General features: G+C 71.9%; 15 protein-coding genes and 1 pseudogene. 11 read left to right on the top strand and 5 right to left on the bottom strand.

Features of this window, described 5'->3' with window-relative positions; genetic code table 11:
• Positions 1–104 precede the first annotated feature (104 nt).
• The 4 genes from efeO to P8A20_RS26395 all read left to right on the top strand — a co-directional run bounded on the left by efeO (position 105) and on the right by P8A20_RS26395 (position 4431).
• Positions 105–1241, top strand: a complete 1137-nt coding sequence (gene efeO, locus P8A20_RS26410; RefSeq protein ID WP_147963150.1) for an iron uptake system protein EfeO — start codon at positions 105–107, stop codon at positions 1239–1241.
• 74 nt (positions 1242–1315) lie between these two features.
• Positions 1316–2521, top strand: coding sequence for an iron uptake transporter deferrochelatase/peroxidase subunit (efeB, locus tag P8A20_RS26405; protein ID WP_306105202.1), 1206 nt, complete (start codon positions 1316–1318; stop codon positions 2519–2521).
• Positions 2522–2582: 61 nt separating this feature from the next.
• Positions 2583–3518 carry an iron uptake transporter permease EfeU gene (gene efeU / locus P8A20_RS26400; protein WP_306104361.1) on the top strand — a complete coding sequence of 312 codons (936 nt, stop codon included), beginning with the start codon at positions 2583–2585 and terminating at the stop codon, positions 3516–3518.
• A complete protein-coding gene (locus P8A20_RS26395; RefSeq protein ID WP_147963152.1) occupies positions 3430–4431 on the top strand; it encodes an SCO2278 family lipoprotein in 1002 nt (333 codons plus the stop codon). The genes efeU and P8A20_RS26395 overlap by 89 nt, the downstream gene beginning before the upstream one ends.
• 49 nt (positions 4432–4480) lie before the next feature.
• On the opposite strand, the gene P8A20_RS26390 is transcribed toward P8A20_RS26395, so the two are convergent.
• Positions 4481–5224, bottom strand: coding sequence for a bifunctional DNA primase/polymerase (locus P8A20_RS26390; RefSeq protein WP_147963153.1), 744 nt, complete (start codon positions 5222–5224; stop codon positions 4481–4483).
• Between the two features lie 141 nt (positions 5225–5365).
• Positions 5366–5995, bottom strand: coding sequence for a TetR/AcrR family transcriptional regulator (locus P8A20_RS26385; protein WP_306104360.1), 630 nt, complete (start codon positions 5993–5995; stop codon positions 5366–5368).
• Positions 5996–6169: 174 nt separating this feature from the next.
• Here P8A20_RS26385 and ddaH point away from each other — a divergent pair.
• Both ddaH and P8A20_RS26375 read left to right on the top strand, forming a co-directional pair.
• A pseudogene (gene ddaH, locus P8A20_RS26380) lies at positions 6170–7006 on the top strand (dimethylargininase); the annotation flags it as partial.
• Positions 7007–7116: 110 nt separating this feature from the next.
• A complete protein-coding gene (locus tag P8A20_RS26375; RefSeq protein ID WP_147963155.1) occupies positions 7117–7557 on the top strand; it encodes a VOC family protein in 441 nt (146 codons plus the stop codon).
• An 80-nt stretch (positions 7558–7637) separates the two neighbouring features.
• Here the strand turns inward: P8A20_RS26375 and P8A20_RS26370 are convergent, their stop codons facing one another.
• On the bottom strand, positions 7638–8633 hold the full coding sequence (locus P8A20_RS26370; protein WP_147963156.1) for a small ribosomal subunit Rsm22 family protein: 996 nt from the start codon (positions 8631–8633) through the stop codon (positions 7638–7640).
• Positions 8634–8797: 164 nt separating this feature from the next.
• Between P8A20_RS26370 and P8A20_RS26365 the strand changes: the two genes are divergently transcribed.
• A complete protein-coding gene (locus tag P8A20_RS26365) occupies positions 8798–10117 on the top strand; it encodes a hypothetical protein (protein ID WP_306104359.1) in 1320 nt (439 codons plus the stop codon).
• Between the two features lie 88 nt (positions 10118–10205).
• Here P8A20_RS26365 and P8A20_RS26360 read toward each other — a convergent pair whose 3' ends face one another.
• Entirely contained in the window at positions 10206–11585 is a 1380-nt protein-coding gene (locus P8A20_RS26360; protein ID WP_147963158.1) for a Bcr/CflA family multidrug efflux MFS transporter, read from the bottom strand.
• Between the two features lie 82 nt (positions 11586–11667).
• On the opposite strand from P8A20_RS26360, the gene P8A20_RS26355 reads away from it, so the two are divergent.
• On the top strand, positions 11668–12675 hold the full coding sequence (locus P8A20_RS26355) for a Gfo/Idh/MocA family protein (protein WP_147963159.1): 1008 nt from the start codon (positions 11668–11670) through the stop codon (positions 12673–12675).
• A 47-nt stretch (positions 12676–12722) separates the two neighbouring features.
• Here the strand turns inward: P8A20_RS26355 and P8A20_RS26350 are convergent, their stop codons facing one another.
• Entirely contained in the window at positions 12723–14390 is a 1668-nt protein-coding gene (locus P8A20_RS26350; RefSeq protein ID WP_306104358.1) for an alkaline phosphatase D family protein, read from the bottom strand.
• Between the two features lie 142 nt (positions 14391–14532).
• Between P8A20_RS26350 and P8A20_RS26345 the strand changes: the two genes are divergently transcribed.
• From P8A20_RS26345 to P8A20_RS26335, 3 genes are all read left to right on the top strand, one after another.
• Positions 14533–15288: an SDR family oxidoreductase gene (locus P8A20_RS26345; RefSeq protein WP_147963161.1), complete on the top strand. Its 756-nt coding sequence runs from the start codon at positions 14533–14535 to the stop codon at positions 15286–15288.
• Between the two features lie 137 nt (positions 15289–15425).
• Positions 15426–15890 carry a lamin tail domain-containing protein gene (locus P8A20_RS26340; RefSeq protein ID WP_147963162.1) on the top strand — a complete coding sequence of 155 codons (465 nt, stop codon included), beginning with the start codon at positions 15426–15428 and terminating at the stop codon, positions 15888–15890.
• Between the two features lie 170 nt (positions 15891–16060).
• Complete coding sequence (locus P8A20_RS26335) at positions 16061–16915, top strand: PhzF family protein (RefSeq protein WP_147963163.1); 855 nt, start codon at positions 16061–16063, stop codon at positions 16913–16915.
• The last annotated feature ends 118 nt before the right edge of the window (positions 16916–17033 follow it).

The raw sequence follows: 17033 nt of genomic DNA, 5'->3' as shown, positions 1-17033 counted from the left end.
CACCTGCCCGGCAGGTGGCGGCGCAGTGGGGCGCGGTTAAGTTAGGCCAGCCTCACCTGCTTTCGTCCCCGTCGTCCCCGCTGTTTCACCCCTGTGGAGCCCCCATGCGAGCCCTTCGTCCCTCCGTCGTCACCGCTGTCGCCGCGGTGGCCGCCCTGACCGCCGTCACGGGCTGCGCCGAGAAGAGCGACGGCAAGGGCGACGGTGCCGTCGAGGTGGTCGCCACGGACGACTCCTGCGAGGTGTCGTCGAAGAAGATTCCGGCCGGCCACGTCGAACTCGCCGTACAGAACAAGGGTTCCAAGGTCACCGAGGTCTACGTCCTCTTCCCGGACGACAGGATCGTCACCGAACGCGAGAACATCGGTCCGGGCACCAGGGCGAGGATCACCGCCGAGATCAAGGCCGGCACGTACGAGATCGCCTGCAAGCCCGGCATGAAGGGCAAGGGCATCCGGCAGACGGTCGAGGTCACCGGAGGCACCGCCGCCGCGCGCAGCCCCGAGATGGACAAGGCCGTGGCCGGCTACCGCACCTACGTGCAGGCGCAGGCCGACGAGACGCTGCCCAAGGTGAAGGTCTTCACGGACGCCGTCGCCGCGGGCGACATCGAGGCGGCGAAGAAGGCGTACGCCGGCTCCCGGATCGGCTGGGAGCGGACCGAGCCGGTCGCCGAGTCCTTCGGCGACATCGACCCGAAGGTCGACGTCCGCGAGGACGGCCTGGAGGACGGCCAGGAGTGGACCGGCTGGCACCGCCTGGAGAAGGCGCTGTGGCAGGACGGGAAACTGGGCGCCGAGGAGAAGGCGCTCGCGCCCACCCTCTACAAGGACCTTCAGGACTGGCAGAAGCGGGTCGGCCGGGCGGACATCACCCCGACGTCGATGGCGAACGGCGCCAAGGAGCTTCTCGACGAGGTGGCCACCGGCAAGGTCACCGGCGAGGAGGAGCGCTACAGCCACACCGACCTCGTCGACTTCAAGGCGAACGTCGAGGGCGCGGAGCGGTCGTACGAGCTCCTGAAGCCGGTCGCGTCGAAGAACGACGCAGCACTGACCGCCTCCCTGGACAAGCAGTTCGCGGCGCTGGACGCCCTCCTGGACAAGTACCGCGCGGACAAGGCCTCCTACGACTTCACCTCGTACGACAAGGTCGGCAAGGCGGACCGCAAGGAGCTCTCCGACGCGGTCAACGCGCTCGCGGAGCCGCTGTCCAAGCTGGCCGCCGCGGTCACGAAGTAGAGGAACGCGATCATGAGCGGGACCGGGAACCAGGGCGGGGAGCCGCCGGCGCCCCCGCCCCTTCGCGTCGTGCCCTGCTGGGCTGGGGCGGCGCCGGGCTGGCGCTGGGCGCGGTGGCGGCGGGCGGCGCGGTCGCCGCGGTGAGCCCCGGCGGGGACGCCGGGCCGGCCTCGGACGGCGGCGCGGCGGTGCCCTTCCACGGAGCGCACCAGGCGGGGATCGCCACCGCCGTCCAGGACAGGCTGCACTTCGCCGCGTTCGACGTGACCACGAAGGACAGGGCCGAACTGATCGCCCTCCTCCAGGAGTGGACCCGGGCCGCCGAGCGGATGACGGCCGGGCGGACCGTCGGCGGGGGAGCGTACGGAGGGCCCGCCGAGGCACCGCCGGACGACACGGGTGAGGCACTGGGCCTCAGGCCGTCCCGGCTGACGCTCACCATCGGCTTCGGCCCGTCCCTGTTCGCCGGGGACCGCTTCGGCCTGGAGGACCGGCGGCCCGAGGCGCTGGTGGACCTGCCGAAGTTCCCCGGCGACAACCTGGACGCCGCCCGCAGCGGCGGGGACCTGTGCGTGCAGGCCTGCGCCGACGACCCGCAGGTCGCCGTGCACGCCATCCGGAACCTCGCCAGGATCGGGATGGGGCGCACGGCCGTTCGGTGGTCGCAGCTGGGGTTCGGCAAGACGTCCTCCACGACGCCCGGTTCCCAGACCCCCCGCAACATGATGGGGTTCAAGGACGGCACCCGGAACATCCCGGGCACGGACGAGGCAGCCCTGACGAAGCACGTGTGGGCCGGCGCGACGGACGGCACCGATTGGATGGCCGGGGGTTCGTACCTGGTGGCCCGGCGCATCCGCATGCACATCGAGACGTGGGACCGCGCTCCGCTGCAGGAGCAGGAGGACATCTTCGGCCGTGACAAGGGCGAGGGGGCCCCGGTCGGCAAGGCGAAGGAGCGGGACGAGCCGTTCCTGAAGGCGATGCTGCCGACCGCGCACGTACGCCTGGCCCATCCGGACAGCAACGACGGGGCGGCGATCCTCCGCCGCGGCTACTCCTTCACCGACGGCACGGACGGACTGGGCAGGCTCGACGCGGGTCTGTTCTTCCTGGCCTACCAGCGGGACGTCCGCACGGGCTTCATCCCGGTGCAGCGGCGCCTCGCGGCCTCGGACGCGCTCAACGAATACATCCAGCACGTGGGTTCGGCGGTCTTCGCCGTTCCGCCCGGCGTCCGGGACACGGACGACTGGTGGGGCCGGGCGTTGTTCGCGTGACCCTGAGCCGCCCGCGTGGCCCGGGCGTCGTTCTCATGACCCTCACCGTGGAAGGACCGGCATGTTCGGCAACTATCTGATAGGCCTGCGCGAGGGGCTCGAGGCCGGCCTGGTCGTCTGCATCCTCGTCGCCTACCTGGTCAGGACCGGCCGCCGCGACGCGCTGCGCCCGGTGTGGGCCGGCATCGCCATCGCCTGCACCATCTCGCTGGCGTTCGGTGCCGCTCTCGAATTCGGTTCCCAGGAGCTGACGTTCGAGGCGCAGGAGATGCTCGGCGGCTCACTGTCGATCATCGCCGTCGGGCTCGTGACCTGGATGGTGTTCTGGATGCGGCGTACCGCGCGGCATCTGAGGAAGGAGCTGCACGGCAAGCTGGACTCGGCGCTCGCGATGGGCACCGGCGCCCTGGTGGCCACCGCTTTCCTGGCGGTGGGCCGTGAGGGCCTGGAGACCGCGCTGTTCGTGTGGGCGTCGGTGCGGGCCAGCGGTGAGGGTTCGTCGTCACCACTGATCGGCGTGCTGCTGGGCATCGGGACCGCGATCGTGCTGAGCTGGCTGTTCTACCGGGGCGCGTTGAGGATCAACCTGTCGAAGTTCTTCACCTGGACCGGCGGCATGCTCGTGGTGGTGGCGGCGGGAGTGCTGGCCTACGGCGTCCACGACCTGCAGGAGGCCCGCTTCCTCGACGGCCTGGAGAACAGGGCGTTCGACATCACGGGCACGATCCCGCCGGACAGCTGGTACGGCACCCTGCTCAAGGGCGTCTTCAACTTCCAGGCTGACCCGACCGTCCTTCAGGTCACGGTGTGGGCGCTGTATCTCATCCCCACGCTCGCGCTGTTCCTCGCCCCGGTAGGGTTCAGGCGGTCAGTGCGGACGACGGATCAGAAGGCGCAGAAGGCAACGGATGAGAAGGCTGGGTCGACTGGCGGCGGGGCTCGCGACGACGACGGTACTGGTCGTGACGGCGAGCGGCTGCGTGACGGTACACGGTGAACTGGAAGTGGTGCCGGGAGCGACGGAGGCCGAGGCCGCGCAGGCCCTCGAGGACTTCACCGTCGCCTACAACAAGGCGGACAAGGCCTACGATCCGGCGCTCGACGAGGACCGGGTCACCGGTTCGCTCGGTGCGATCAACCAGGCCGGTCTGACCGCGCGGCGGAAGAACAGCCCGGAGGGCAACGCCGGGCACGAGCCGCTGGAGCTGACCGACGCGTCGTACACCATCCCCAAGAAGGCGGGCTGGCCGCGCTGGTTCCTCGCGGACACCGACTCCAACCGTGACCAGGACAGCGGGAAGCTGGACACCCGCTGGCTGCTGGCGTTCGTCCGCACCGGACCGGACGCGCCGTGGAAGGCCGCCTATCTGGCGGTCACCGCACCGTCCGGGATCCCGAAGTTCCGCAAGGACGCGGACGGCTGGGCCGAGCCCGTGCCCTCCGCGGACACCGACGCCGCGCTGGCCACCCCGCCGGCGGACCTGAGCACCACGTACACGGACTACCTCACCGACGGCACACCGGACGTGTTCGCCCAGGGGTCGATGACCTCCGGCTGGCGCGACGCCCGGAAGAACACCCGCAGAGCGGGCTTCTCGTACCAGTACATCGACCAGAAGCTGGACTCCGGGACGTTCGCGCCGCTGGGCCTGACCACGGAGGACGGCGGAGCACTGGTCTTCTTCAGCAGCAAGCACTTCGAGCGGCAGACGGCGGCCGAGGGGCTGCGTCCGACGGTGACTGCGGACGTACGGGCGCTGCTGACCGGCGAGGTGAAGAGCACCCTCACCAAGGAGCGGGTCTCCAGCCAGCTCGTCTACGTGCCCACGAAGGGCGCGGACGGTGGCACCGACGGCAGGGTGCGCGTGCTGAACCGGCTGCCCGGGCTGGTCGCGGCGCAGGGATCCTGACCGCCGCGGACGGCCCGGCGGGGTCCCGCCGGGCCGGGCCGTCGCGCCCTCAGCGGCTGAGCGGCCAGGCCACCGAATCGTGGTCGAGATCACTCTCGTCGGCCGTGTCGGCGTACTGCGCGCAGGCGTCGGTGAGCGTCTCCAGCAGGGTCAGCGGATCGGGCAACGGGTTCTCCGGTCCGCGGATCCAGTGCACGTCCAGATCGCCGGGAAGCCTCGCGGGGGGCAGGAGGACGTAGCTGCCCCGGCAGTGCCAGCGGAGACCGGGATGCTCGTCCATGGTTTCGGGGTGGCAGTCCAGCTCGCACGGCCACCACTCGTCCTCGTCGTCCGGCGTGCCGCGGGTGGCGGTGAAGAAGAGCATCCGGTCGGCACCGGACCGGGCCACGGGCCCGACGTCGATGCCCGCGGCGGTGAGCCGGTCCAGCGCGGCCTGCCCTGCGGCGAGGGGGACGTCGAGGACGTCGTGGATCATGCCTGTGGCGGTGATGAAGTTGGCCAGCGGCTGGCCGGCCGCCCACCGCTCGATCTGTCCGCGGTCCGTCGTGGACTGCGTCTGCCAGGCGAAGGAGACCGGGTGCCGCGCGGGCGTGGGACAGCCGATGCGTTCGCAGGAACATCGGTACCCGGACGGATGCGCGGCGGGCGAGATCGGCATTCCTGCCTCCGCGACGGCCAGGAGCAGCTCCAGCCGCGCCGCGTCGTCGGCCTCCGGCTGCGGTTTGGGCCGCCTGCGCAGCCACTGGGAAATCCTGCCCTCTGTGCCGCGATAGCGGCCGGAATCGGCGCCCATCTATCCCCTCACCTGAGTGGTTACACGTCCATGGTCGCACCATCCTGCTCCTGGGGTGGCCGGAGTCGCCAAGCGGGTGCCCGGACGGTCACGCGGAGGGATCCACCCGTGTACGCACTGTCATGAAACGCGTGGCCGGATTCAGGTGCGGGCCGAGAGCCCCCGGAGGGCGTGGTCGACGACGGCGTCCGCGTACTCGTGCGTGAGCGGAAGCGTCCTGAGCAGCCAGCGGTGGGTGAGCGGGGCGACCAGGAGCTCCACCGCGATCCGTGGATCGACGTCCGCGCGCACCTCGCCGGCCTCCTGGCCGGCCCGCAGGCGTGTGACGTACAACTGGAGCTGCGGTTCGAGCAGACTCTCGACGAACTGGGCCCCGAGCACCGGATCGATGACGCCTTCGGCGGTCAGGGCACGGGTGGGCGCCTCGGTCTCGGGGTCGTTCAGTTCGTCGACCGTGGCCCGCACGACCAGCTTGAGGTCCGCCGCCAGATCACCGGTGTCCGGGATGCCGTCCTCACCGCCCCCGCCCGACGCGTCCGCCTCCGCCGCCTGCCTGGCGGCCATGTCGAGGAACGCGTCCATGAGCACCGCCGCCTTCGACGGCCACCAGCGGTAGATCGTCTGCTTGCCGACCCCGGCGCGGGCGGCGATACCCTCGATGGTCGTCCGGGCGTACCCCACCTCGCCGACGAGTGCGAGCGCGGCTTCGTGGATCGCGCGGCGGGAGCGGTCGCTCCGGCGGCTGGAGTCGGGGGTCCTGTGAGATGACATCCGGCCACCCTAGAGGGTCACGGCCCGATACGTATCGTCTTGTCCGCGGCCGTCGTACCCGCCTTTCCGTCCGCGTGAACCACCCGAACGGATCACAGCGCAACGGCCCGGTCGGGCGCACCATGAACTCACGCACACACCCCGTGCGCATCCCACCGTTCCGCGGCCGAGGCCGCCGTTCGTGAGGAGCCTTCATTGACCCGTGACGCCACCCCTCGTCGCTACCTGATGTGCGCCCCGGACCACTTCGAGGTCACGTACTCCATCAACCCGTGGATGGATCCGTCGAAACCCGTCGATCTGCCCCTGGCCACCACCCAGTGGGAGGACCTGCGCGACCGCTACCGGGCCCTCGGCCACACCGTGGAGCTCCTCACCCCCCGCCCGGACCTGCCCGACATGGTGTTCGCCGCCAACGGGGCCACCGTGATCGACGGGCGGGTGCTGGGCGCCCTGTTCGCCTACCGGGAGCGGTTCGCGGAGGCCGAGGCGCACCGGGAGTGGTTCCGGGCCGACGGCTTCACCGAGATCCACGAGCCGGCCCATGTCAACGAGGGCGAGGGCGACTTCGCGGTGACCGCCTCGTACCTGCTGGCCGGGCGGGGCTTCCGGTCCAGTCCGCTCTCCCACGGCGAGGCCCAGGAGTTCTTCGGCCGCCCGGTGATCGGCCTCGACCTGGTGGACCCGCGCTACTACCACCTGGACACGGCGCTCTGCGTCCTCGACGACGAGGCCGACGAGGTCATGTACTACCCCGGCGCCTTCTCGCCTGGCAGCCGGTCGGTACTGGCCCGGCTCTTCCCCGACGCGCTGCTGGCCGAGGAGGCGGACGCCGCCCGGCTGGGCCTCAACGCGGTCAGCGACGGCCGCCACGTGCTGCTCCCGCAGGCAGCGGTGGGCCTCCTCGCCCCGCTGCGGGACCGGGGCTTCGAACCGGTGCCGATGGATCTGGGCGAACTGCTCAAGGGCGGTGGAAGCGTGAAGTGCTGCACCCAGGAGCTGCGGACCTGAGGGGCACGTCCGGCTTCTTCCCGGCGGCGATGTCGAGAACGTGCCACCGGCTCCGTCCCAGGGCCGTCAGCGGCCACCACCGGCCGTACGAGGAAGAAGGAGAGACGGACATGGCCGTTCAGCGGATGGACAACGTGGGCATCGTGGTCGACGACCTGGATGCCGCCATCGCGTTCTTCGTGGAACTCGGTATGGAGCTGGAGGGCAGGGCGGAGGTCCAGGGCCCCTTCGCCGACGGGTGCACCGGACTCGAAGGAACACACTGCGACATCGCGATGGTCCGGACCCCGGACGGTCACAGCCGGCTCGAACTGGCGAAGTACCGCAGCCCCCGGGCGATCGACGCCGGGCCGCGTGACCGGCCGCACAACATTCTGGGCACGCACCGCGTCATGTTCGCGGTCGACGACCTGGAGGACACCATCGCCCGGCTGCGCCCTCACGGCGCCGAACTCGTGGGCGAGATCGCCCGTTTCGAGGACAGCTATCTCCTCTGCTACCTCCGCGGCCCGGAGGGCGTCATCGTCGGACTGGCCGAACAGCTGAGTTGAGAGGGAGGGACCCGGGCCCGTCCTCCGTGGCACCGCGGGCCGCGTGAGGGCCCGCGGCCACCCCTGCCGCGGAGGACCCGTCAGTCGTCCTCGGGCGGCGGCCAGGCGTCGCCCCACGCGGTGTCACGGGCGGCGCGGTAGAGCGTTCCGTGCCGCTTGGTGACCGTGGCACGTTGCAGGGCCTCGTCCTTCGTGCAGAGTTCCAGCAGCACCTGTCCCTTGCGGATCTGCGGCCTGCGGGTGACCCGGGCGGTGGCGGGAGCGGTGGCGAACCTGGTCGCCACGACGTAGCTGAACTTCTCGTCCTCGTGGCTGAGCGAGCCGCCCTTGACCTGGCGGTGCAGGGACGACCGGCTGACTCGGGCCGAGAAGTGGCACCAGTCCTTGCCCCGCTCGATGGGGCAGGTGTCGTCATGGGGACAGGGGGCCGCGACGCCCATCCCCGCGGCGATCAGCCGGTCGCGGGCCTCGATGACGCGGTCGTAGCCGTCGGGGGTGCCGGGCTCCACGATCACCACCGCCTGCGCGGCCGCCGCCGCGGCGTCCACGACCGTGGCCCGGTCCGCGGCCGTGAGCTCCTTGAGCACGTACGAGACGGTCACCAGGTCCGCGGACGCCGGAGCCGGTGAGGTGCCGATCGTCGCCCGCTCCCAGGTGGCGGCCCGCAGCGAGGGGATGCCGGACGCCTCGGCGAGTTCACGGCCGAGCGCGAGGGCGGGCTCCGACCAGTCCAGGACCGTCGTCCGCGGCCCGTCCCAGGCCCCGGCGACCGCCCAGCTCGCCGCGCCCGTGCCGCCCCCGATGTCGGTGTGGGTGGCGGGCACCCAGTCGGGCGCGGCCTCGCGGAGGGCGGCGAGGCAGGACCGTACCGCCTCGAATGTCGCGGGCATCCGGTACGCGGCGTAGGCGGCGACGTCCGAGCGGTCCCGCAGGATGGGGGCGTCGGTGGGGGTGGTCCCGCGGTAGCTTGCGATCAGCCGGTCGACGGCCTGCGTGGCCTGGGTCGGGGGCAGCCCGTCGAGCAGGGCGGCCAGCGCCGCACGCAGGGCTTCCGCGGTGGGGAGGGTGGCGTTCACCGCCGAATTGTAGGCGCAGCGGCCCCTCCCTCCGCAGCCCGGTGGCCCGGTGCGCAACCGGGACGCAGCGACTGCTGAACCGAACTGCCGCTCGCCATGGGCCCGTTGTTACGCTGACCGGCGCCGCGCCGGGATTGCCCGGGGTACGACTCATCGGGGGGACCATGAGGCAGAGGATCGTGCGCCTGGCTCTGGTGGGCGGGGTGCTGTTCCTCGCACTGCTGCTCCTGACGGCGACGTGCGGCGGCGTTGGTGGGGGCGGCGGGGACGGGGAGCCCGCGAAGCCCGCGAAGCCCGCGAGGAGGAGCACCGGCCCCGCGACACGGCTGGACGTCCCCCCGGAGTACACGACGGCTCGCGGCTGGGAGGTCGTCGGCGCCGGCCCCGAATACGCCGTCTCGCACACGACGGGCCGGCTGGCGTATCTGGTGCGGGCGCCTGGGAACCGCTACCGGCTGCGGACCCTGGACACGGCGACCGGCCGGGCGGGCTGGAGCGGCGAGGCCTGGCGGCCGCCGGACCCGTCGCGCTTCCCGAAGCTGCTCACCGTCGCCAAGGACGACCGGCAGTACTTCGTGACCTGGGCCTACGGACGCACCGGCGAGGGCCTCGAATCCTCGGGGTACTTCGTCTCCCTCGACGTGTACGACGTGGTGGACGGGGCGCGGCTGCGGGTCGAGGTCCCCTGGACGGGCGCACCGGTCGTCACGGCGACCGGCCCGGACATCCTGATCAGCGACGGCGGGGCGGACAGCGTGGCCGTGGACCCGGTCGACGGCGAGGTGACGGAGACCGCCGCGTCCGCGCTGACGTATCCGAAGGGGTGTACGGCCTGCAAGCAGCTCACCGAGGTACGCGGGCAGACGGCCGGGGGCCTGCTGCTGAGCGGTGCGCGCGAGTTCTGGGTGCGCGGAGGCTGGTTCAGCAGGAGGACCGCGCCGAAGGGCGCGGATCCGGCGACCGGGGTCCCGGCCGCCGTGGCGCCGGGGCTGGTCCTGGCGACGTGGCGGCTCGCCGAGGGGGCGGAGCGGGCCGCCACCCACCGGATGTGGACGGTCCACGACGCGGAGAGCGGGACGCCGGTCGTCTCCGTGGAGTGCCACGCACCGGAGATCGAGCCGGGCAGCCGTCCGCGGGCCGTCGTCTCGCCCTCGGGCGGGTACCTGGTCGCGGGGAACCTGGCCTTCGACCTGAAGGCGAGGAAGGGGTTCTGCTTCGAGGACGAGGGCGGGGCGGCCGACCTGACGCTCGTGTCGGTGACGGACGGGGGCAGCGCCTACGGCGTGGCGAGCGTGCGCGACGCGGACGAGGTGCTGGAGGACGGCGGGGGCGGCCCTGTGACGATGAGCTTCACGACCGGTGAGGTCGAGGCCCTGCCGCCGAACACCCGGCTGCCCGGCACGGAGACCTCGGACACCGGCGTGTTCCGCTGGACCGACCGCAAGGACCGGCTGCACCTGCTGGGCTACCCGCGGGTGGGCTGAGGGAGCCCGGCACGGTGCACGCGAGGGCCCGGGCGGATTCGCCCGGGCCCTCTCACACGTAAGGATCCGCTCAGCCCTCGGCGTGCGGTTACCGCACGGTGCCCGCGCCCCGCCACGGACGGCACAGCAGCAGGAAGAACACCACCGCGGACAGCGCGCAGACCACCTGCACCACGGCCATCGGCACGGCGGTCCGCTCACCGGCGATCCCGACGAGGGGCGAGGCGATGGCGCCGATCAGGAACTGGGACGTTCCCAGCAGCGCGGAGGCCGAGCCGGCCGCGTGCCTGGTGCGCATCAGGGCCTGAGTGTTGGTGTTCGGCATCGCCAGGCCCATCGCGGACATGAGCACGAACAGCCCGACGGCCACCGGCACCAGGCCGACCTCGCCGAAGACCCCGGAGGTCATCAGCAGCAGGGCGACCGCGGCGACGGAGATGACGGCGAGGCCGAGGCCGAGCGCCTTGTCCAGGCTGACCCTCCCGACGAGCAGCTTGCCGTTGATCTGGCCGACGGCGATCAGCCCGATGGAGTTGATCCCGAAGAGCAGGCTGAAGGTCTGGGGCGAGGCCCCGTAGATCTCCTGGACGACGAACGGGGACGCGGCCACATAGGCGAAGAGCGCGGCGAAGGCGAGGCTGCCCGCGATCATGTAGCCGGTGAACACCCGGTCGGCGAGCAGCCCGCGCATGGTGCGCAGCGCGTCCCCGACACCGCCGGTGTGCCGCTTTTCCGCGGGGAGTGTCTCGTGGAGCCACTTCCAGACGACGAGGGTGAGCAGCACGCCGACGAAGGTCAGGACGACGAAGATGCCGCGCCAGTCGGTGAACTGCAGTACCTGGCCGCCGATCACGGGTGCGATGACGGGCGCGACTCCCGAGATCAGCATCAGTGTGGAGAAGAACCGGGCCATCTCGTCGCCGTCGTACAGGTCGCGTACGACGGCCCGGGAGATCACGATGCCCGCGGCTCCGGCCAGGCCCTGCAGGAGGCGGAAGCCGATGAGGAGTTCCGCGGTGGGGGCGACGGCGCAGATCGCGGTGGCGATCACGTAGACGACCATGCCGAGGAGCAGTGGGGTGCGCCGGCCCCAGCGGTCGCTCATGGGGCCGACGACGAGCTGGCCGAGTGCCATGCCGGTGAGGCAGGCCGTCAGGGTGAGCTGGACCGTCGCGGCGGGGGCGTGCAGCGCGTCGGTGACCTCCGGGAGTGCCGGGAGGTACATGTCCATGGAGAGCGGCGGCAGGGCGGTGAGCCCGCCCAGCACCAGGGTGACCAGGAGGCCGGCCCGCCGTGCGGTGGTCGTGGAGGCGCCCGGAAGGCCTGGCGCGATGTCGGTGGAGATGGCCGGCACACCCGCAGCGGTGGGGGTGGCGGTGGCCTGGGCGCCGAGTGCGGCGCCCTCACTGTTCTTCGTCGGTATGTGCTCGTGCTCTTGCTGGGCCCGGCTCGCGCCGCTGTCCGGCATCCTCGTCTCCGCTTCGTTGAATCCGCATCTATGCTCTCAGGTCAGTCGTAGTGGTCGATACCTTTTTGTGAGGGCGGGCGGCATGAGCGGGACTGTGCGTTGGGGTGTACTGGCGACGGGCGGCATAGCCGCGAGGTTCACCGAGGACCTGCTGGCGATGCGGGACTCCGGGGCCGAGGTAGTGGCCGTCGCCTCCCGCACCGAGGCCTCCGCGCGGGCGTTCGCCGACAGGTTCGGCATCGGGCGGGCGTACGGCAGCTGGGCGGAGCTCGTCGCGGACGACTCCGTCGACGTCGTGTACGTCGCCACCCCGCACTCGGCGCACCGGGAGGCGGCCGGGCTCGCTCTGGAAGCCGGCAAGCACGTCCTGTGCGAGAAGGCGTTCACGCTCAACGCGCGTGAGGCGCGGGAGCTGGTCGATCTGGCCCGGGGGCGCGGGCTGTTCCTGATGGAGGCCATGTGGACGTACTGCAATCCGCTGGTCCGCCGGATCACGGAGCTGGTGCGGGACGGCGCGATCGGTGAGATCCGCACGGTGCAGGCCGACTTCGGCTTCGCGGGCACCTTCGGGGCCGAGCACCGGCTGCGTGACCCCGCGCTGGGCGGCGGCGCGCTGCTGGACCTCGGGGTCTACCCGGTGTCCTTCGCCCAGCTGCTGCTGGGTGAACCGGACCGGGTGCAGGCCGACGCGCTGCTGTCCCCGGAGGGTGTCGACCTGAACACCGGGATGCTGCTGGGCTGGGACTCCGGTGCGACGGCGCTGCTGAGCTGCTCGATCGTCGGCAACCTGCCGACCTCCGCGACCGTCACCGGCACGGAGGGGCGGATCGACCTCCCGCGGGACTTCTTCCACCCGGACCACTTCTTCCTGCACCGGTCGGGCCACGAGCCGGAGAAGGTCGTCACGGGCCCCGGCCCGCAGGGCCTCTCGGGCATGCAGTACGAGGCGGCCGAGGTGACGCGCGCGTTGCTGGCGGGCGAGACGGAGTCCCCGCTGGTGCCGCTGGAGGGTTCGCTCGCCGTGATGCGGACGCTCGACGCGGTGCGTGACCGGATCGGCGTCCGCTACCCGGCGGACGACCGCGCCTGACACACGGCGTCCGGCCCGGGTGCCGGGCGGCACCCGGGCGGTCGCGGTCACGCGGGGGTGAGCCCCGGGTTGCCGGCCTCGGTCACGAAGGAGCCCGCCGTGCCGACCGGCGCGCCGGGCGTGGTGACCGCCGCCACCGTGCGGAAGTCGGCACGTGCCTCCCGCGTGCCGAGGGTGACGAGCGCGTAGCCGCGGCGCCCGTCGTAGAACTTCATGTGCGGGTTGGCCCGGGTCAGGTTGTCCCAGTTGGACGGCTTCTCGGAGCCGTCCTTGCCGCTGGCGACCGAGGTGGCCACGATCTCCGTGCCGACGGTGCGGGAGGCCGGGTCGTCGAAGTCCTTCTTGAGGTCGAAGCCGTACCCGACGTGCACGTCACCGGTGAGGACCATCAGGTTCTCGACCCCGGCGGCCTCGGCACCGTCCATGATCCGCTGCCGGGAGGCGGGGTAGCCGTCCCACGAGTCCATGGACAGCTTGTAGGCGTCGGTCGGGACGTCGCGCCGCCGGGCGAAGGTGACCTGCTGGGGTACGACGTTCCACCGGGCGTCCGAGGTCTTCCAGCCGTCGATCAGCCAGCGTTCCTGGGCGGCGCCCGTCATGGTGCGCGCCGGGTCCTCGGACTCGGGGCCCGGGACCTTCCAGCCGTCGCCGTAGGCCTGGTTGCTGCGGTACTGGCGGGTGTCGAGGATGTCGAACTGGGCGAGCCGGCCGAAGCGGAGCCGGCGGTAGAGCCGCATGTCGGGGCCGGTGGGACGCTGCGGGGCGCGCAGCGGCTGGTTCTCCCAGTACGCCCGGTAGGCGGCGGCCCTGCGCAGCAGGAACTCCTCCGGGGGGACGCTGTTCTCCGGGGTGTCGCCCGCGTAGTTGTTCTCGGTCTCGTGGTCGTCCCAGGTGACGACGAAGGGGTGCGCGGCGTGTGCGGCCCGCAGGTCGGGGTCGGACTTGTAGAGGCCGTACCGCATGCGGTAGTCGTCCAGCGTGAGCGTCTCCCGGTTGAAGTGGCCGGGCAGGACGCGGTCGGTGTAGTTGCGGGCGCCCCCGACGGCCGTGACTGCGTACTCGTAGAGGTAGTCACCGAGGTGGAAGACCACGTCGACGTCCTCGTCGGCGAGGTGCCGGTAGGCGGTGAAGTAACCGTCGTGGTACGCCTGGCAGGAGACGGCGGCCAGCGTCAGGGAGCTGTTGCGCGCGCCGGGAGCGGGTGCGGTGCGGGTGCGGCCGACGGGGCTGGTCCAGTCGCCGGCCCGGAAGCGGTAGTAGAGGCCCTGGTCGGGTGCGAGACCTCGCACGTCCACGTGGACGCTGTGCCCGAACTCCGGGTGGGCTGTGGCGGTCCCGCGCCGGACGGTGCGGCGGAAGCGTTCGTCGCGGGCGATCTCCCAGCGGACCTCGACGCGCTCGGCGGGCAGCCCGCCGTCGGCCTCGTAGGGGCGGGGCGCGAGTCTGGTCCACAGGAGTACGGACGTCGGCAGGGGGTCCCCGGAGGCCACCCCGAGGGTGAACGGGTCCTCCGTGATCCTCCGGGCGTCGAGCTCGGCGGCCGCGGCGGTGCCCGCACCGGGCAGGCCGGTCGCGAAGGCGAGTGCGGCCGCGGCACCGGTGACGGTGAGGAAACGTCGGCGGCCCACTCCGGCTCCGAGCCTGCGCGCGGCCTCACGGAGCTCGGCGGAACGGCCGTCCTGGCCGGGCGTCCTGCTGATCTGTGCGGGTGTCATATGCCCCTCCCCTGCCGGATGCTGTCAGAGGCATTGGAGTGCGGGACGACGACTTTCCGTTGGCACGTACACAACATCCGTATGGCGGTGCGATGAGCACCGGGTGCCGGCCCACGCGAAACCTCCCGTACGCTGCCCGGCCATGAACGCTGAGCAGAAAATCGCCGTCGTCACGGGCGCCGGATCGGGAATCGGCAGGGCGGTCGCCCTCACCCTTACGAGTGCGGGCTGGACCGTGGCCCTGGCAGGGCGGAGGGCAGCGGCCCTGGAGGAGACGGCCGCAGCGGCCGGCCCGGGCACCGCGGTCTGCCTGCCCACCGATGTGAGCGATCCGGACGACGTGGCCGCGCTCTTCACCTCGGTACGGGACCGCTTCGGCAGGCTGGACCTGCTGTTCAACAACGCGGGGACGTTCGGGCCGCGTTCGACGCCCGTCGAGGACCTCGCGTACGAGGACTGGCGGACGGTGGTCGACGTCAATCTGACGGGGGCGTTCCTGTGCGCCCAGGCGGCGTACCGCCTGATGAAGGAGCAGGACCCGCAGGGCGGACGGATCATCAACAACGGGTCGGTCTCGGCCCACGCGCCGCGCCCGCACTCCCTCGCGTACACGGCGACGAAGCACGCGGTGACCGGGCTGACGAAGTCGCTGTCGCTGGACGGGCGGCCGTACCGGATCGCCTGCGGGCAGATCGACATCGGCAACGCGGCCACGGACATGACCGAGCGGATGAGCACGGGGATCCTCCAGGCCAACGGCGAGGTGGCCGCCGAACCGGTCATGGCGGCCGACGACGTGGCCCGGACGGTCCTGCACATGGCCGAACTGCCTCTGGAGGCCAACGTCCAGTTCGCGACGGTACTGGCGACAGCCATGCCGTACGTGGGCCGCGGCTGATTCACACCGGTCAACGTTTGCCCTGAACTGATCACCAGATGACAGAATTTGCGAATTTCTGCCTCCAAGTCCGGGCCGGCGTCTGCTGCCCGTATGCTGCTGACCTTCACCGAATGAACACAGAAGGACCACAAAGCATGCGCATACGTACCGCCGCGCCCCTCGCCCTGGCCGCCGCCACCGCACTGGCCGGCTCGCTCCTCGCCTCGGCCCCGGCCTCGGCGGCCTCCCATCAGGGCGGGCTGCACCTCGGCAAGATCCAGTACGACAGCCCCGGCAAGGACACCCGGACGAACGCGTCCCTCAACGCCGAGTACGTGGACATCCACAACAACGGCAGGTCCAAGCTGCAGCTCAGGGGCTACAAGCTGAAGGACGACACCGGCTACACGTACACCTTCCCGAGCTTCACCGTCGCCGCCGGCAAGACGGTCCGGGTCCACACCGGCAAGGGCGGGAACTCCGCGGCCCACGTGTACTGGAACCGCGGCTCGTACGTCTGGAACAACACCGGCGACAAGGCCAGGCTGATCAAGCCGAGCGGCACCCTCCTGGACTCCTGCTCCTGGGGCAGGGGCAACGGCGTGAAGGTCTGCCACTGACCGCAGTGAACGGGCCGCCACGGCCGGGGGGTCCGTGGGAGCGGCCAGGGGGTGGCCCGGGGAGTCAGGACCCGGACCACCCCCGTACGTCTCCCGGTTGCGCTCCGCGACGGGACCGGGAACGCGCGACACGGGGAATGCGGGGCCCCGGGCCCTGGTTGGCATGTGGCATGAGTACACACTCCGGCGCCGAGGTCCTCCGCTACACCGCGTTCTCCGCCGCCCCCGACGGGGGCAACCCCGCCGGGATCGTCCTGGACGCCTCCGGGCTCGACGACTCGGAGATGCTCGCCGTCGCCGCGGAGCTGGGCTACAGCGAGTCGGCCTTCCTCACCGACCCGGACGGGCGAGGCGGACACACCGTCCGCTACTTCAGCCCGAAGGCCGAGGTCCCCTTCTGCGGCCACGCCACGGTCGCCGCCGCCCTCGCGCTCGCCGAGCGGGACGGCCCGGGCGACCTGCTGTTCTCCACCCCCGCCGGACCGGTGCCGGTCACCGTCGTCCGCGAGGACGGTGAGCTCCGCGCCACCCTCACCAGCGTCGAGCCGCACATCGAGGACGCGGCCCCGGAGGATCTGGCGGAGGCCCTGGCCGCCCTGGACTGGCCGGCCGCCGATCTGGACCCGGCACTGCCGCCCCGGATCGCCTACGCGGGCGCCCGCCATCTGGTGCTGGCGGCGGGGAGCCGGGAACGGCTGGCGGACCTGGCGTACGACTTCGCCCGGCTGGAAGTCCTCATGCGGCGGCTCGACCTGACGACCGTGCAGCTGGTGTGGCGGGAGTCCGCCACCGTCTTCCACGTCCGCGACCCGTTCCCGGTCGGCGGCGTCGTCGAGGACCCGGCGACGGGCGCTGCGGCCGCCGCGTTCGGTGCGTACGCCCGGGAACTCGGCCTGGTCCCGGAGGACGCGGTCCTCACGCTGCACCAGGGCGCGGACATGGGGCGTCCCGGCACCCTCACGGTCGGACTGAGGCCGGGCGACGCCCGTATCCGGGTGACCGGCACGGGCACCCGGATCGGCTGACGGGCGGTGGCCGGGGCCGCCGGCCCCGACAGGTCGCGGAAGGGGGGCCACCCCGCCCCGTCCGCGCCCAACGCGCTTATGCTGCTGCCAGGTTGGTCGGTCACTCGGCATCCCGCCC

It is taken from the genome of Streptomyces sp. Alt3, from assembly GCF_030719215.1.
GTDB classification, from domain to species: Bacteria; Actinomycetota; Actinomycetes; order Streptomycetales; family Streptomycetaceae; genus Streptomyces; species Streptomyces glycanivorans.
The sequence above is the reverse complement of the archived record's forward strand: the minus strand, read 5'-3'. Positions and strand labels throughout refer to the sequence as shown.